This window comes from Roseburia hominis A2-183, from assembly GCF_000225345.1.
GTDB classification, from domain to species: Bacteria; Bacillota; Clostridia; order Lachnospirales; family Lachnospiraceae; genus Roseburia; species Roseburia hominis.
On record NC_015977.1, the window covers coordinates 2,583,325 to 2,598,608 of the forward strand.

Annotated in this window: 12 protein-coding genes; 3 read left to right on the forward strand and 9 right to left on the reverse strand. The window is 50.8% G+C overall.

The window, feature by feature from the left end:
- Positions 1 to 262: 262 nt before the first annotated feature.
- From RHOM_RS11560 to RHOM_RS11575, 4 genes are all read right to left on the reverse strand, one after another.
- The gene (locus tag RHOM_RS11560) at positions 263 to 1,276 is read right to left on the reverse strand and encodes a glycosyltransferase family 2 protein (protein ID WP_014080492.1); all 1,014 of its coding nucleotides are present in this window, start codon (positions 1,274 to 1,276) and stop codon (positions 263 to 265) included.
- Positions 1,277 to 1,350: 74 nt separating this feature from the next.
- The gene (glf, locus tag RHOM_RS11565) at positions 1,351 to 2,547 is read right to left on the reverse strand and encodes a UDP-galactopyranose mutase (RefSeq protein WP_014080493.1); all 1,197 of its coding nucleotides are present in this window, start codon (positions 2,545 to 2,547) and stop codon (positions 1,351 to 1,353) included.
- A 366-nt stretch (positions 2,548 to 2,913) separates the two neighbouring features.
- Positions 2,914 to 4,080 (reverse strand): A/G-specific adenine glycosylase, encoded by a 1,167-nt coding sequence (mutY, locus tag RHOM_RS11570; RefSeq protein WP_014080494.1) that lies wholly within the window; start codon positions 4,078 to 4,080, stop codon positions 2,914 to 2,916.
- Positions 4,081 to 4,100: 20 nt separating this feature from the next.
- Positions 4,101 to 5,288: a pyridoxal phosphate-dependent aminotransferase gene (locus RHOM_RS11575; RefSeq protein WP_014080495.1), complete on the reverse strand. Its 1,188-nt coding sequence runs from the start codon at positions 5,286 to 5,288 to the stop codon at positions 4,101 to 4,103.
- Between the two features lie 159 nt (positions 5,289 to 5,447).
- On the opposite strand from RHOM_RS11575, the gene RHOM_RS11580 reads away from it, so the two are divergent.
- From RHOM_RS11580 to RHOM_RS11590, 3 genes are all read left to right on the forward strand, one after another.
- Positions 5,448 to 6,251, forward strand: a complete 804-nt coding sequence (locus tag RHOM_RS11580) for an enoyl-CoA hydratase-related protein (RefSeq protein WP_014080496.1) — start codon at positions 5,448 to 5,450, stop codon at positions 6,249 to 6,251.
- A gap of 126 nt (positions 6,252 to 6,377) precedes the next feature.
- Entirely contained in the window at positions 6,378 to 7,193 is an 816-nt protein-coding gene (gene proC, locus RHOM_RS11585; RefSeq protein ID WP_014080497.1) for a pyrroline-5-carboxylate reductase, read from the forward strand.
- A gap of 27 nt (positions 7,194 to 7,220) precedes the next feature.
- On the forward strand, positions 7,221 to 8,531 hold the full coding sequence (locus tag RHOM_RS11590) for an alpha-amylase family glycosyl hydrolase (RefSeq protein ID WP_014080498.1): 1,311 nt from the start codon (positions 7,221 to 7,223) through the stop codon (positions 8,529 to 8,531).
- A gap of 453 nt (positions 8,532 to 8,984) precedes the next feature.
- On the opposite strand, the gene RHOM_RS11595 is transcribed toward RHOM_RS11590, so the two are convergent.
- From RHOM_RS11595 to RHOM_RS11615, 5 genes are all read right to left on the reverse strand, one after another.
- Complete coding sequence (locus RHOM_RS11595) at positions 8,985 to 10,553, reverse strand: trypsin-like peptidase domain-containing protein (RefSeq protein ID WP_014080500.1); 1,569 nt, start codon at positions 10,551 to 10,553, stop codon at positions 8,985 to 8,987.
- 147 nt (positions 10,554 to 10,700) lie between these two features.
- Positions 10,701 to 12,059, reverse strand: a complete 1,359-nt coding sequence (locus RHOM_RS11600; RefSeq protein ID WP_014080501.1) for a DUF6056 family protein — start codon at positions 12,057 to 12,059, stop codon at positions 10,701 to 10,703.
- A gap of 68 nt (positions 12,060 to 12,127) precedes the next feature.
- Complete coding sequence (locus tag RHOM_RS11605) at positions 12,128 to 13,108, reverse strand: glycosyltransferase family 2 protein (protein WP_014080502.1); 981 nt, start codon at positions 13,106 to 13,108, stop codon at positions 12,128 to 12,130.
- Positions 13,109 to 13,118: 10 nt separating this feature from the next.
- The gene (locus RHOM_RS11610; RefSeq protein ID WP_014080503.1) at positions 13,119 to 14,102 is read right to left on the reverse strand and encodes a glycosyltransferase family 2 protein; all 984 of its coding nucleotides are present in this window, start codon (positions 14,100 to 14,102) and stop codon (positions 13,119 to 13,121) included.
- On the reverse strand, positions 14,102 to 15,280 hold the full coding sequence (locus RHOM_RS11615) for an LCP family protein (RefSeq protein ID WP_014080504.1): 1,179 nt from the start codon (positions 15,278 to 15,280) through the stop codon (positions 14,102 to 14,104). The genes RHOM_RS11610 and RHOM_RS11615 overlap by 1 nt, the downstream gene beginning before the upstream one ends.
- Positions 15,281 to 15,284: the final 4 nt, after the last annotated feature.

Sequence of the window (15,284 nt, forward strand, 5' to 3'; positions counted from 1 at the left end):
CGACATAAAGGTGGCATTTATGCCAGCTGTTGTCTGGGGCGAATAAGCGCCACACAAAAGTCCTAAAATTGTCTGCCGGCTTGCGGACACATCCTGCGGAGTGCTCAAAGCTTGGAAAGACACGGATCATCAAAGATGCCGGACGCGGTGTGGTTAGAAATACCGGATTTTGCGCTTAGAATGTTGCTGCCGGTTACATCTGGAACTTTAAGATCATGTATTTCCTCAAAAATCTCTCCCGGACACAGAGCAGGGATTCCCGCTAGTTGAAGCCGACCACCTTCTGTGAAAGCTTATATGCCGCAACGGAGATCTTTCTTCCGCCTTTTCCCGGCAGATTCATCGTATTGCCGAGGATTCCAGCCCGCAGATGATGGAACAGGCGGATATCTTTTTCTCTAATATATTTCCAGAGTTCTCTCTTCTTCTCCAGATTCTCCTCCGTGCCGGAGCGGATCAGCATGATCGTCGAGATGACTGTGATGATCTCCAGGTAGTTGAACATATAATGTCTGAGCTTCCGGTTCGGAATTTTCCACAGGTCAAACGCATCGACCATAATCTTATTCACACGGATCTGCTGATCAATGCGGGAAATCATCACTCTCTCATTGACGGACTGATCGTCTCTTCCGATAAAATACCGGTAAAAATCCACATCCATATAATAGAGCGTCCGCACACTCGGAAGCGGCTTGTATACATAGATGTTATCCACATAGAAGGTGTGCTTCGGCAGTTCCAGTCCACACTCCACCAGAAGCTTCGTGCGGTAGATCACGGAATGCATGAGAATATACTGTCCCTTGTGAAAATGTCCGGCTTCCTTCCAGGTAAATATCCGGTCTTTCGGAAGATTGGAGCAGCGCATGACCTTCTTATGCTTCACTCCCTCTTTCTCATATACATAATTAGCAATAAACATATCCAGCACTCTGTCACCGCCGGAAATCTCCCGTAACTTATCCAGAATCTTGCGGTAAGCATCCAGATCCACCCAGTCATCACTGTCCACTACCTTAAAATAAAGCCCGGTGGCATTGCGGATACCCGCATTGACCGCCTCGCCGTGGCCGCCGTTCTCCTGATGAATCGCCCGGATAATCCCCGGATACTTTTTCTCATACGCATCCGCAATCTCTGCCGTGCGGTCATGCGATCCGTCATCCACGATCAAAATCTCCACATCATCCCCGCCCGGAAGCAGCGACTCGATACACTTTTCCATATATGCTTCCGAATTGTAGCACGGAATCGCAAATGTCAACAATTTCATTTTCTAATCTCTCCTTTATTTCCGTAAAAGAAAACCCGGCTTTCTTCCCAAAAGGCAGATTTTCCGTCACACTCTTACAATCTGTCTGCCAGTTCCATGGCGCGCTTCACCATCGCGTCGATGTTGTAATAGCGGTACTCCGCCAGCCGTCCGAGCAGATGAAAATGCTCCATGCCAGCCGTGAGTGCCCGGTATTTTTCGTACAGCGCCTGATTTTCCTCATTCAAAATCGCATAGTACGGAATCTCTCCCTCTGCTCCCGTATACGCAAACGGATACTCCTTCACGATCGTGGTGCCGTCCGTATCCCTCTGCCCGGTCAAAAACTTGAATTCCGTGATACGGGTAAAATCCTCGCTCACCGTGTAGTTGACCACACTGTGTCCCTGGTAAGACGCCCCGTCGTAATGCTCAAACCGGAAATCCAGCGAGCGGTACGGCAGTCTTCCATACCTGCATGCAAACAATTCATCCAGCGCGCCGGTGTAGATCACGTCGCCGTCGAATTTTTCGCCGTCAAAATAAATCTCATTGTCCGCAAAGCGCATGCGGCTTAAGCAGTCCGTGCCGCACTCCACCGTGATCCCCGGATGGGAAAGCATCTTCTCAAACATTTCTGTAAATCCGTTCGCCGGCACTCCCTGGTACTTATCCTGAAAATAGCGGTTATCATAGGAGATTAACACCGGGACGCGCCCTGTGACCTCCGGGCTGATCTCCTCCGGCTTCTGACCCCACTGCTTCATCGTGTAATATAAAAATACATTCTCATACACATACTGTGCAATCTCGCGGATATCCGCATCCTCGTTCTCGCGCAGCTTCATGATCGGCACACGCGAACCCTCGCCGTAGGTTTCGATCAGCTTTTGCTCCAGCCGGTCGGCTTTCTCCTTCCCGTATACCATATGTAACGTATTTAAGTTAAACGGCACCGGAATCAGCTGATCCCCGACCTTTGCGACCACCTCGTGCCCGAACAGGTACCAGTCCGTAAAACGCGATAAATATGCAAACACTTCCTCCAGACCTGTGTGAAAAATATGCGGTCCGTAATTATGAATTAAAATGCCGTGGGCATCTTTCTCATCGTAACAGTTTCCCCCGATATGCGGTCGGCGTTCCATGACAAGGACACGCTTTCCTTTTTCCTCTGCCAGCTTTCGCGCTGCCACCGCTCCGGCAATTCCGGCTCCAATGACAATACAATCGTACATGTCTCCTCCGTTCTGCGGTACTGCCCGCATTGTCTTAACATTGACCTGTTTCATTATACAGGATTTTCCACAGTACGCCAATTTATTTTTTCCTTAAGGTTTTCAAAATATCCACTGAAAAATGTCCACTTCCTTCATTTGTTCATATTTTATTTACAAAATACTAATAAACTTGGCATACGCTGGTCATATTTCCATTTTATAGTATAGATAAAGTTAAGACAGCAAGTTAAATTTTTCATAGAACTTTTTCATTCCTGACAAGTGCTTGTCAGGTCACCTTGCTTAGAAATAGGCAAGGTTCCTCCCAGCAGATAGTGAATTTATTTCACTTTCCATACACACAATCTTTTTCATATGAAAAGCCGGTGCAATGCACCGGCTCCCTCTTTTTTACAAACTTTTTTATCTTTCTTGATCTTAATCAAATTCCTTTTTTAAATAACCCGCATATGCTGAAAATGCCGACGGAATGGCATAACGCTCTCTCGCATCCCATGCATCCACAAAAATCAGTCCGCCTTCCCCGTCCGCTTTCTCTTCCGGGGTGCGCCCATTTCCTGACTCTGGTTCCTTTTCTGCGGCAAAGCCGGCTTCCTCCACCAGAATGGCATATCCACTCATCCTCCACTCGATATGGGAAAATATGTGCTTTGCATCCGCAAGCTTCTCGATTCGCAGCGGAGCAAACTGCTGTTCTTTTACATAGGAAAGAACTTCCTTGGCGCTCAATGCGCCGGACAGATTCGGCAGTTCATACAGCCCGGCGAGCAGCCCCTTCTTCGGGCGCTTGCGGATTGCCACCTTTTCTCCATCCCGAATGACAAGCACCGTGCGCTCCTCAATCCGCCGTGCCTTCGCCTTGCTTTTTACCGGAAAATCCATCATGCGCCCCTGTGCTCTCGCAAGACACATCTTACTCCACGGACATTCCTCACAGAGAGGTGCGCCGTTCGGCACACAGACTGTCGCCCCAAGCTCCATCATCGCCTGGTTGAGCGCGCCGGGAACATTTTCATCGCGAAGGACACGCCGAAGCTCCTCAGGAACCGTAAGTTCCCGCATCATCTCTCCCAGCTGCGCTTCCACCGCACTGCGGAACGACTGTTTCATGATGTCGGTATCGTCCGCCGCCACACGCGTCAAGATCCGCAGCACATTTCCGTCTACCGCAGGCACCGGTATCCCATAGGCGATCGATGCGATGGCACCCGCTGTGTAGGAACCGATCCCTTTCAATTCCAGAAGCTTCCCATAATCCGCCGGAAGCACTCCATCATACTCCTCCGTCACGGTGACTGCGGCTTTCTGCATATTTCTCACGCGGTTGTAATAACCAAGCCCCTCCCAGAGCTTCATCAATTGATCCTCCGGACAGGCTGCAAGCGCCGCCACATCCGGCAATGCTTTTAAAAAGCGCTCATAATACGGCTTTACTGCCTCCACTCTGGTCTGCTGCAGCATGATTTCCGAGACCCACACGCGGTAAGGCTCCGGTCTCTCACGCCACGGGAGCACCCGCGCGTGATCTACAAACCACGCAAGCAGAGGCTCTGCCAACTGGTTCAGATGATAATTATCCAGCATTCTCTTCTCCGTCTCTACTGTCAAGCGTTTAAATCCAGGTCAAACTGCGCCACAAACGCCGCAATTTTTTCCAGACATTTCTTTATCACATCCTTGGAATACGCATAGGAACACCGGATGTATCCCTCGCCGCAGCTTCCAAAGGCATCTCCCGGTATCACCGCCACCTTCTGCTCCTGCAAAAGCCGGCTGCAGAATTCCATCGAGGTGAGCCCGATCTCTTTGATCGACGGGAACACATAGAACGCTCCCTCCGGCTCAACCACCTTAAGTCCCATCGCCCGGAATCCGTCCACCATCAGGTGACGTCTCTCGTCATACTCCTGGCGCATCACATCGATCTCCTCGTCCCGCACCGGACTCGTGAACGCTTCCAATGCCGCATACTGTGAAGTCGTCCCCGCCGACATCGTCGTGAACTGATGGATCTTGTTCATATGGAAAATGACCTCCGCCGGCCCCGCCGCGATACCCATACGCCATCCGGTCATTGCAAACGCCTTTGAAAAACCGTTTAGAACCACGCAGCGCTCATACATATCCGGCAGCGCCGCGATCGACACATGCTTTCTGCCGTAGGTGAGCTCTGCATAGATCTCGTCCGTAATCACAAAGAGGTCATGGGCGAGCACCACCTCGCGGATCGCCTCCAGATCCGCCTTTTCCATGATGGCGCCCGTCGGGTTATTCGGAAAAGAGATGAGAAGCACTTTTGTCCGCCCTGTGATCTTTTCCTCCAGTTCCTCCGCCGTCAGACGGAATCCGTTCTTCGCCTGCAGCGGAATCGATACCGGAATTCCCCCGCACAGCTCCACGCAGGGAACGTAGGACACATAGGCGGGTTCAACCACCAGCACTTCGTCTCCCGGATCCACCAGCGTACGCAGCGCCAGATCAATCCCCTCGCTTGCACCCATTGTAATAAGGATCTCATCCGCCCGGTCATAGTGCAGATCGAACTTTTCCAGATACTCCGCTGCCGCCGCACGCAGCTCCACGGTACCGCGGTTGTCGGTGTACTTCGTCTCGGCGCGCCGGATGGAGGCGACCGCCGCCTCCCTGACATGCTCCGGCGTCTGGAAGTCCGGCTCCCCGACGCCAAGAGACAGAGCCCCGTCCATGGTATTTGCAATATCGAAAAAATCCTTAATACCGGAATCCGGCATCTCCACAACAACTTTTGACAGATAAGATCTCTTTGTGCTCATATGTATGACTCCTTAGTAACGTACTCATTTTAGGATTTATTATACCCCCTTTCTTTCCAAATGAAAATACTGTTTTCTATTGACAAATTTTAGAAAACGCTGTACTCTAATATTAGTAATTTGTTAATTTTTTATCAAACTATTCAGGAGGGTTTTAGAATGAGTGAATTTAACAATTTGAAATTGGAAATCGCTGACCAGACTGCTGTTCTTTCCATTTCCAGACCGGCAGCTCTTAACGCATTAAACAGTGAGACTCTTGACGAGTTAAACACGGCTCTGACTGAGATCGAAGCTATGGACGATGTCAAGGTTGTCATCTTAACCGGCGGTCCGGACAAGAAGGGCAACGAGTTCAAGTCTTTCGTTGCAGGCGCTGATATCTCCGAGATGGTGAACTTCACCGCTCCGGAAGCAAGAGCATTCGGCATCAAGGCTTCTGTTCCATTTTTCAAGTTAATGAATATGCGTCAGGTTACCATCGCTGCTGTCAACGGTTTTGCTCTCGGCGGCGGATGTGAGATTGCTATGGCGTGTGATATCCGTATCGCATCCGACAATGCTGTTTTCGGACAGCCGGAGTGCGGTCTTGGTATTATCCCTGGATTCGGCGGTACCCAGAGACTTGCCCGTCTTGTTGGTATGGGACGTGCCAAAGAAATGATCTTTACCTGTGACAATATCGATGCCAACGAAGCATACCGCATCGGCCTTGTAAATAAGGTTGTCGCAAAAGAAGAACTGATGGCTACCGCAAAGGCTATGGCTGCAAAGATCATCTCCAAGGGAAGCTACGCAGTCTCCGTTGCCAAGGCAGCAATCAACAACGGCTACGACATGGACATCAAGAATGCCGTTGAGATGGAAGCAAACCTCTTTGGTGTTGTCAACGACACACATGACAAGAAAGAGGGAATGGGCGCATTCCTTGAGAAGAGAGCTGCCAATCTGACAGATTTCTAAACATCGTACACCAGGACTTGACGTTTGGTTCTAAAAACGCTACCATATTTTATAGAAAGACAGCCGGCTATCTTTAGCCGGCTGTTCTGGTATCAGCATACAATACATAGAAAGGTGGTTTTTGATATGTTTGACAAAATCATTGGTTTCATCGGTGCCGGCAACATGGGCAGCGCCATGATCGGCGGCATCTTAAACGCCTCCCTGGTAACCACGGGGCAGGTAATCGCCAGTGCACACTCCAAGGAGACACTCGACGCCATTCACAGCCGGTTTTCCATCGAGACGACACTCTCCAATGAGACGGTCGCCGAGCGCAGCGATATTCTGTTTCTCGCCGTCAAGCCGAACAAATTTGATGAGGTGATTCCGCAGATTGCCCCGCATGTGAAGAGCAGCTGCATCATCGTCTCCATCGCTGCTGGCAAGACCATTGCTGCCATCGAAGAGGCGTTTGGCAAAGAGATCAAGCTCGTTCGCGCCATGCCAAACACACCTGCCCTCGTCGGCGAAGCGATGAGTGCCCTGTGTGTCAATGCACATGTCACCGAAGCCGAGCTTTCCGAAGTGCAGGCGATCTTCAACTCCTTTGGAAAAGCAGAAGTCGTACCGGAGAGCCTCATCGACGCCGTTGTGGGCGTGTCCGGTTCCTCCCCTGCCTATGTCTATCTGTTTATCGAGGCAATGGCAGACGCTGCCGTTGCTGACGGCATGCCGCGGGCACAGGCTTACAAATTTGCCGCCCAGTCCGTCTACGGCGCAGCCAAAATGGTATTGGAGACCGGCAGGCACCCCGGCGAACTCAAAGACGCCGTGTGCTCTCCGGGCGGAACGACGATCGAGGCTGTCGCCGCATTGGAACGGGGCGGTCTGCGTGACACCGTAATCACTGCACAGCGCGCCTGCTCTAAAAAATCACACGACATGAGCACAGCGAAATAAAAAAGCAATCACAGGAGGCAACGCATTATGTGGGCATATGAAAGTGTATTTTATCAGATCTATCCGCTTGGGTTCTGCGGCGCACCTTTTGAAAATGACGGGGTTCTCACCCACCGCATCCAAAAGGTAAACGACTGGATTCCTCATATTCAAAAGCTTGGCGCAAACGCCGTATATTTTTCACCGCTCTTTGAATCGGACACCCACGGCTACAATACCAGAGATTACACAAAGATCGACACAAGACTTGGCACCAACGCGGATTTTAAGGAAGTGTGTGACAACCTCCACGCCGCCGGCATCAAAGTCGTCTTAGACGGCGTCTTCAATCACGTCGGCCGCGGTTTCTGGGCATTCCAGGACGTTTTAGAGAAGAGATGGGACTCTCCCTACAAGGACTGGTTTCATATCAGTTTTGACGGGAATTCCAATTATAACGACGGGCTGTGGTATGAGGGCTGGGAAGGGAATTATGATCTCGTAAAGCTGAATCTGCACAACGAGGATGTCATCGCACACCTCTTTTCCTGCATCAAGGGCTGGATAGATGAGTTTGACATCGACGGACTGCGGCTGGATGTGGCTTACTGCCTCGACCATGATTTTATCCGAAGGCTGCGCGCCTACTGTGACACCTTAAAGCCAGATTTCTTCCTGGTCGGCGAGGTCGTACACGGCGATTACAACCAGATCATGAACGACACCATGCTGCACTCCGTAACAAACTATGAGTGCTACAAAGGACTGTATTCCAGTTTTAACTCCATGAACATGTTCGAGATCAATCACTCTCTGCTGCGCCAGTTCGGCCCGGACAACTGGACTCTGTACAAGGGAAAGCACCTGCTCTCCTTCGTCGACAACCATGACGTCACCCGTGTGGCAAGCATCCTCTCAAACGAGGCGCACCTTCCGTTAATCTATGCCATGCAGTTCGGCATGCCGGGCATTCCATGCGTGTACTACGGAAGTGAATGGGGTGCCAAAGCGCGAAAAGAGGACGGCGATCCCGCATTGCGCGCCTGCTTTGACGCACCGGAATGGACCACGCTCACGGATTTCATCAGCCGCCTTGTCGCCGCGAAAAAGTCTTCCGAGGCGTTAAACTACGGCGATTTCCGCTCTGTCCTGCTCACGAATAAGCAGTCCATCTTTGAGCGGAAAAGCGCCAATGAGCGTGTGCTAGTCGCCATCAACGCAGATTCCGAAAGCTTCACGGCGCATTTCGACGCAAGCTGCGGCACAGCTGTTGACCTGCTCACCGGGGAGACGCACGACTTTGGAGGTGGCAGTACGCTCCCGCCTTACTCTGCAGCCTTCTGGAAGATGGAACACTGAGACAGAAGACTGACAGATCAAAGGGACTGACACAGAGGCAGCCGGCTTATCATAACGGGCTTGCAGGTGTCTGGTTCCAAAATGCAACAGGCGGCGGTAAATCTTTGAAGCAAAATTCGAGTATTTCTTCCATGCCGCACTTTGCATCACATTCTGTGTCTCTTGCCACGCTTTGACACTCCGCAGGATGTGTCCGACAAACCGCAGACAATGAGCGGATTCCCTGGTGACGCAAGGGACACACGAGAATCCTAAAATTGTCTGCAGGTTGCGGACACATCCTGCGGAGTGTTCAAAGCTTGGAAAGACACAGATCATCGCAGATGCGAAGCGCGGCGTGGTTAGAAATGCCGGATTTTGCGGTCAGATTTACCGCCGCCTGTTGCATTTGGAACTTATCCCTGCAAGTGCTCCTATCATAAACTTACTGCCTCTGTGTCAGCCCTTTCTCTGTCAGTTCTTCTTTCCCAGTGTGACAGAGAGCGTCTGCTCTTCATACTGTCCGTTGGAAGATCTCTGGATGGTGACATCCACGGTCGTTCCTGCTTTGTAATACTGAAGTTTAGAGGACAGATCCTCCATCGAGGAGACATCCTTGCCGTCAAATGCGGTAATAATATCGCCCTTCTGAATTCCAGCCTGCTCTGCGGCGGAGTTCTCTTTTACCTGTGCTACATAGACACCGGTCGGCATATTGTAGGTTTTTGCCACATCGCTTGTGACATCGACGCCGCTGATACCAAGATATGCACTGTCTGCCTCATCTACCTTTTCCTTCGTAATCAGGTCCTCAATGATCGGCATTGCTGTGCTGATCGGGATCGCATAACCGATTCCCTCAACACTTGTGTCTGCATATTTTACAGAGTTGATACCGATGACCTCGCCTGCTGCATTGAGCAGTGCACCGCCACTGTTACCAGGGTTGATCGCTGCACTGGTCTGGATCAGTTCTGCGGTGTAATTTGTGTTGCTGTTGGAATCGGATACGGTTACCTCACGGTTCAATGCGCTGATGACACCGGTTGTCACAGACTGACCATAGCCGAGTGCATTACCGATGGCGATCGCTGCCTGTCCGGCTTTCAGATCATCCGAATTGCCAAGTGTTGCAACTTTGATTGTATTTAATGTGTCAGAATCGATGCTGCTTAACGCAACGCGGATAACTGCAAGATCTGTGGAAGGATCGGTACCCTTGATCTCCGCGCTGACGGTTGTGTTGTCACTGAATGCGACTGTGAGGCTGTCTGCACCCTCCACCACATGATTGTTGGTCGCAATGTAAAGATTGTCTGCATCCTGGCTCACGATAATACCGGAACCGCAGCTTGTGCTCTGCTGTGTCTGTGTTCCGCCGAAAAAGCTCTGATACTGGGATTCGCTCACATTCGTGATCGATACGATAGAAGGCATTACCGCTTCCACGATGTCAGAGACATCGGATGCCACATAGCTGGATGATGCGCCGGTCGCCTCAATCTTGGTGTTGGAATCGGACTGTGTCAGCACGCTGCCTGTGGCTGCCACCGTGGAATCCGAGTCTCCGAAAATCTGACCCGATGCGAGATGTACGCCCTCGAACACCGTTCCGGATACCAGCCCGAAGACAAGTGCCAGTGCCGCACATTTTGCAAGCTTCATACCAAAGCCGCCCGGCTTTCTCTCTCTCTTTTCTCTTCTCTTCTTTTCCTTCTTGCCGGAAGGATTCTGACCGTACGCCGCATTCCCGGCTCCCTGGCTCTGGTAGAACTGTTGCTGATAACCGCCGTTCTGGTAGGTTCCTCCGTTCTGGCCGTATGCACTGTTATTCTGTGTGCCGCTCTGGTAGGTTCCTCCGTTCTGGTAAGTTCCTCCGTTCTGGTAGGTTCCTCCGTTCTGACCGTATGCGCTGCCATTCTGGTAAGCTCCGTTTGCGCTGTATGCTCCATTGTTCTGCGATGTGCCGTTCTGATTCGTTCCGTTATTATATGAATAGAAGGAATCGGAAGACTGGTTATGATTACATTCATTGTTATCCATAATAATTGCTCCTTTCCCTGACAACTCTTTGTTCTGTTCCAGTGAGTATTTCTTTTTCTCTCTCACTTTCTATGATGCAGTTTACAGGGAAAATGTGATGTAATTGTGACGAAAGTATCAAAAAAGTATGTTTCTGTTCTTTTCTGTCTAAAAAAGGACCTGCCACACCAGATTCCAAACGCCCGCCACGAGCAGTCCCACATAGAATCCATTTCTCCAGCGCTTCTTTTTCAGGGAAAATGCAAGTGTCAAAATAATAAACAGATATAAAAGATCCGTCAGATAATAAACACGCGCACCGGACGCATACATCGTCGGAGAGCAATACATAATCGCCTCACTCGCGATTCCCGCAAGATAGGCGAGCATCAGCGTGATGTGCTTTTTTGACACGCGCCATAAAAACGGCAGGGTGAAAAGCAGCGCCGCAGCCCACCAGATCATCGCAAGGATCACTTCCCGCGTCATCACCGCCATGGACGGCACCTGGTACACGCACGCTTCAATATTGATATACTGCATCCCCATATCCGATAACAGATCAAAGCCTGCATAAGGAAGCAGTGCTGCCAGGGTAAAGACCGCCGCGATCCCAAGAGCGATCCAGTCTCTCTTTTTCTTCTGCTCCTGCTGCAGCAGAAGAAGGATTCCCACAACCCAGATGCCGCATAAAAACAGTTTGTTCTCATTTGCAAACGATGACAGCAGCCAGTGTATCGTGATGAACACATGCTGTCCGAAAGGCATCGTCTCGTATTCCGGCATCCAGTTTGCAATCTCACTTGCCACACGGATCTCATTGCCGGGAGCCGAGAACAGAATCACAAACGCTACCGCTGTCGTAAGTGTCTGAACCAGAAGAAGCGGATGCACTTTTTTATGGCGAAGGAACAGTGCGACAACCGCCAACACCTCAAACGTCAGCAAAACAGCGCTCATCTGCTCGATGGACATCGTTCCTGCCACCGCGCACGGTATGCTGATCAGAAAATATTTCTTATTCAGCGCAGGCTCTTCCCCCGGCTTTGCGAACACTGCGTCCGCAAAAGGCATCAGCGCCCAGATTCCGCAGGTAAAACACCAGGTATAGAAGATGGAACCATTCACCCAGACCGCCGCATAGCCGACAGTCATAATGTTCATGAGAAAATAGCCGCCCACTGCCGCTGCGCAGGGTCCGATCGCTTCCTCACTGTGTACACCAATCCCTGCCGCCTTTTCTGACAAGCGCAGCACCCCCACCGGCAGAAGCACCAGCATCACGGCATTTACCACACGCCAGAAGCCGAGCCCTAGCCGGAACGCAAGATACACAAACGCCTCTCCCGACATTCTTCCCACCCAGGTCTGATAGCGCCAGGACAGATACTCTCCAAATCCCATACTGTTCGTATACTGATAAAAAAAGGCATCGTCGCCATCCGAATAGCTGCCCTGACTTACCACCAGAAGTGCCCCGATCAGCATCAATGCCCAAAAAATCCACACTTTATATTTTTTACTCATAAAACCCTCTATTCCACAGATTCCATGCCCAAAAGAAATCACAACCGGTTATTCCGAAATCAAAACCGTTATTCCCTGCCGGGAGTGTCTTCCTGCTCTACTGCATCCAAAAGCACCGATTCAATCAGATATCTCGGACGCCGTTTCGTCTCCATATACGTCTTCCCGATATACTCTCCGATAATTCCAATCGCAAACAGCTGCAGACCGCCGAGCACCCAGATGGAAATAATCACACTTGTCCACCCCGGTTCCACATTGCCGTTCGCGTAATCCACAAACGCCTTAATCAGCATTCCCAGGCTGACGAGGCACACAAACAATCCGCCCATCGTAATCATGCGGATCGGCTTGACCGAGAGCGATGTCACTCCCTCCAGCGCAAATGCCACCATTTTTCCAAGCGGATATTTGCTCTCCCCCGCGAAACGCTCCCCGCGCTCATAGGTTACGGTCGTACTCTGATAGCCCACCATTGGAACAATTCCACGCAGAAACAGATTCACCTCTTCAAAAGACAGGAGTCCTTTTGCGGCACGTCTGCTTAACAGCCGGTAATCCGCGTGATTGTACACGATCTCCGCCCCCAGGAAATGAAGCATCCGGTAAAAAAGCTGTGCCGTGTTGCGCTTAAAAAACGTGTCCTTCTGTCTGGAAGACCGCACGCCATAGACAATATCATTTCCCGCTTCATAGGCATCGATCATGCGGTCCATCGCATCCACATCGTCCTGCAGATCCGCATCCATGGAGACGATCATATCCGCATGTTCCGCCGCCACCGCAATCCCTGCCAGAAGCGCATTCTGATGTCCGCGGTTCCTGGATAAATTGACACCGGAAAATACGGAATTCTCCTCGTGAAGCTTCTGAATCATCTCCCACGTCGCGTCTTTCGATCCGTCATTCACAAACAGAATCCGGCTGTCCGCGTCGATTTTGCCGCCCTGACGTAATGTCTGCACTTTTTCCCGCAGTCTTTTGGATGTCTCCGGAAGTACCTCCTGCTCATTATAGCAGGGTACTACGATATATAGTATGTTACTCATTTTCTGCTCCCTACTTTTCTGACCATATCCGCTTCCAGTAATACGGACTCATGGTACACTTCAAGATCTGTCTTCTGCCAAGCTTCTGATAGCGTTTTCCCAGAAAATAGCCGGCGTACCTGCCGACACACTGCCACCCTAACTTCCAGATCAGATACGGCTTGTGAATCTTACACAGATAACCCATCGTATTTTTCACCAGACGCATGCCCTCCGCCTCCGAGCTGACCTGCTCAAAGATCTCCGGATGTGCCGTCTGGGACACCGCCAGATCAAAATTGCGGTGAAACTGCTGCTTCACCGAATAGTTGTGCGAATGAACCACCTCGGCGTCCGCCGCATACGCAACCTTGTATCCTTCCTGCACTGCATGCGCCGCAAAAAACATATCCTCGTTAAAAATAACCGGCGATTCAAATCCGCCGAGCTGCTCAAACAGATCCCTGCGGTATGCAGCGCACACGTCCGAGCAGAAAAAAGTCTTAATGCCAAGCCGCGGTATGTCCTCACGGCTCTTGACGCATCCCTCATCGGGATAATTAAACTGTCTGGTATAGCGCTCGATGATGCCGCAGTCCTCCCGCGGGAGCTGCCTTGCATACGCGACCGCAACCGCACCTTTGGCTGGAGTCCCCGGACCGTGCGCACCGGATGTGAGCGCATGCACCAGATGTTCCACCAGCCTTTCGTCTGCCGGCACCGCATCCTGTGTCATGAATATCAGAATATCCGCTTCGGAATACCCCGCTCCCATATTCCTGGCACCGCCGTGGTCAAAGTTCTCTCTGGTCATGTGAAAAATGCGGCTAGAAAACGGAAGCTCCTTCCGAATCTGTTCGATCGGATACTTCCGTACAGCCTCATTCCACAGTGCTTCCTCGGTATTAACCAGAATAAGTTCATGTATAACAAAGGTCTGCTCCTGCAATTTTTGCAGGAGCAGACAAAAAGTGTCATCCGGTTTGTAAGTCGGAATTATGATATCTACACGCATCAATAGCCATCTCCCTGGTGGAATCCGGTATCACTGATAATCTTTTCACTGTTGCTCTTTACCGTGTCTGTCGGCTCATATTCCGTATCATCGTACAGGAACTGATGCAGCTGAATGACGTTGGATTTCAGATCACACGGTACTACCACACTTCCCTTGGAACCGAGCGTGACCGTATTCTTCTCAAACGGGAATCCGGTCGTCTCGCCAAGGCTGTAATTGAATACCTGGGATGCAAGTGCAATCAGGTCGGTGTTACTGTAGCTTGTCTTAATATCGCCGAATACCTCGTCAATCAGGCTGTTGATCGTCTTGAGATCGGCCTTCTGCGCCTTCTGGATCATCGCCGTGAGCACTGCTCTCTGACGCTCGGTACGCTTATAGTCATCACCGGCCGTATAACGGATACGCGCGAATGCACATGCCTGTACACCATCCATTGTGTAGGTGCCGGCTCCCGGCAGATACTTGGATTTCTTCTTGGTCAGCTTGGAGATCTCATCCATGTAGCCGTGCATCAGCACCGCTTCCTCATCGGTTACGGTCATCTCAACACCGCCGAGAAGATCCACACACTCTACCACCGCATTAAAGTCCACGGTCACATAATCCGTAATATTTAAATCAAGGTTCGTATTTAACATGGAGATCGCCTGCTCCGGTCCGCCGTTCGCATAGGCTGCATTACATTTCCGGTAGGTGCTGTTGCCGATGTCGAGATAGGAATCTCTGTACACAGATACCAGCTTCACCTCATGTGTATCGTTGTTGATGCTCGCAATCATAATCACGTCGCTGTTACCCTTGGATAAGTTGCCGTTGGAACGGTTGTCCAGTCCGAACAGCGCTATCGTCGTATACCCCTTCATGATCTGCTGGGATTCTGAGGAAATTCCCTCGTTAACTTCCAGATCACTCTCATTGAAAGAAGTATCTTTCTGGATCTTGGAGAGCTTCACTACCGCAAACAATACAACTGCCAGAAGCAGAAGTACCAGGATCTCAACCACAACGAGAATAATCTTCTTCTGACGCTTCTTCTTGCGGATCGCTGCCTTCTGTGCTTTTGTCAGCGGCTTCTTCTGCGGATGTCCGCTGCCGCCTGTCTGTGTCCGGTTGCTGCTGTGCGCCCCGTTGCTGCTATGTGCCCCATTTCTGCTGTTGCCACTACTACTCATAAAT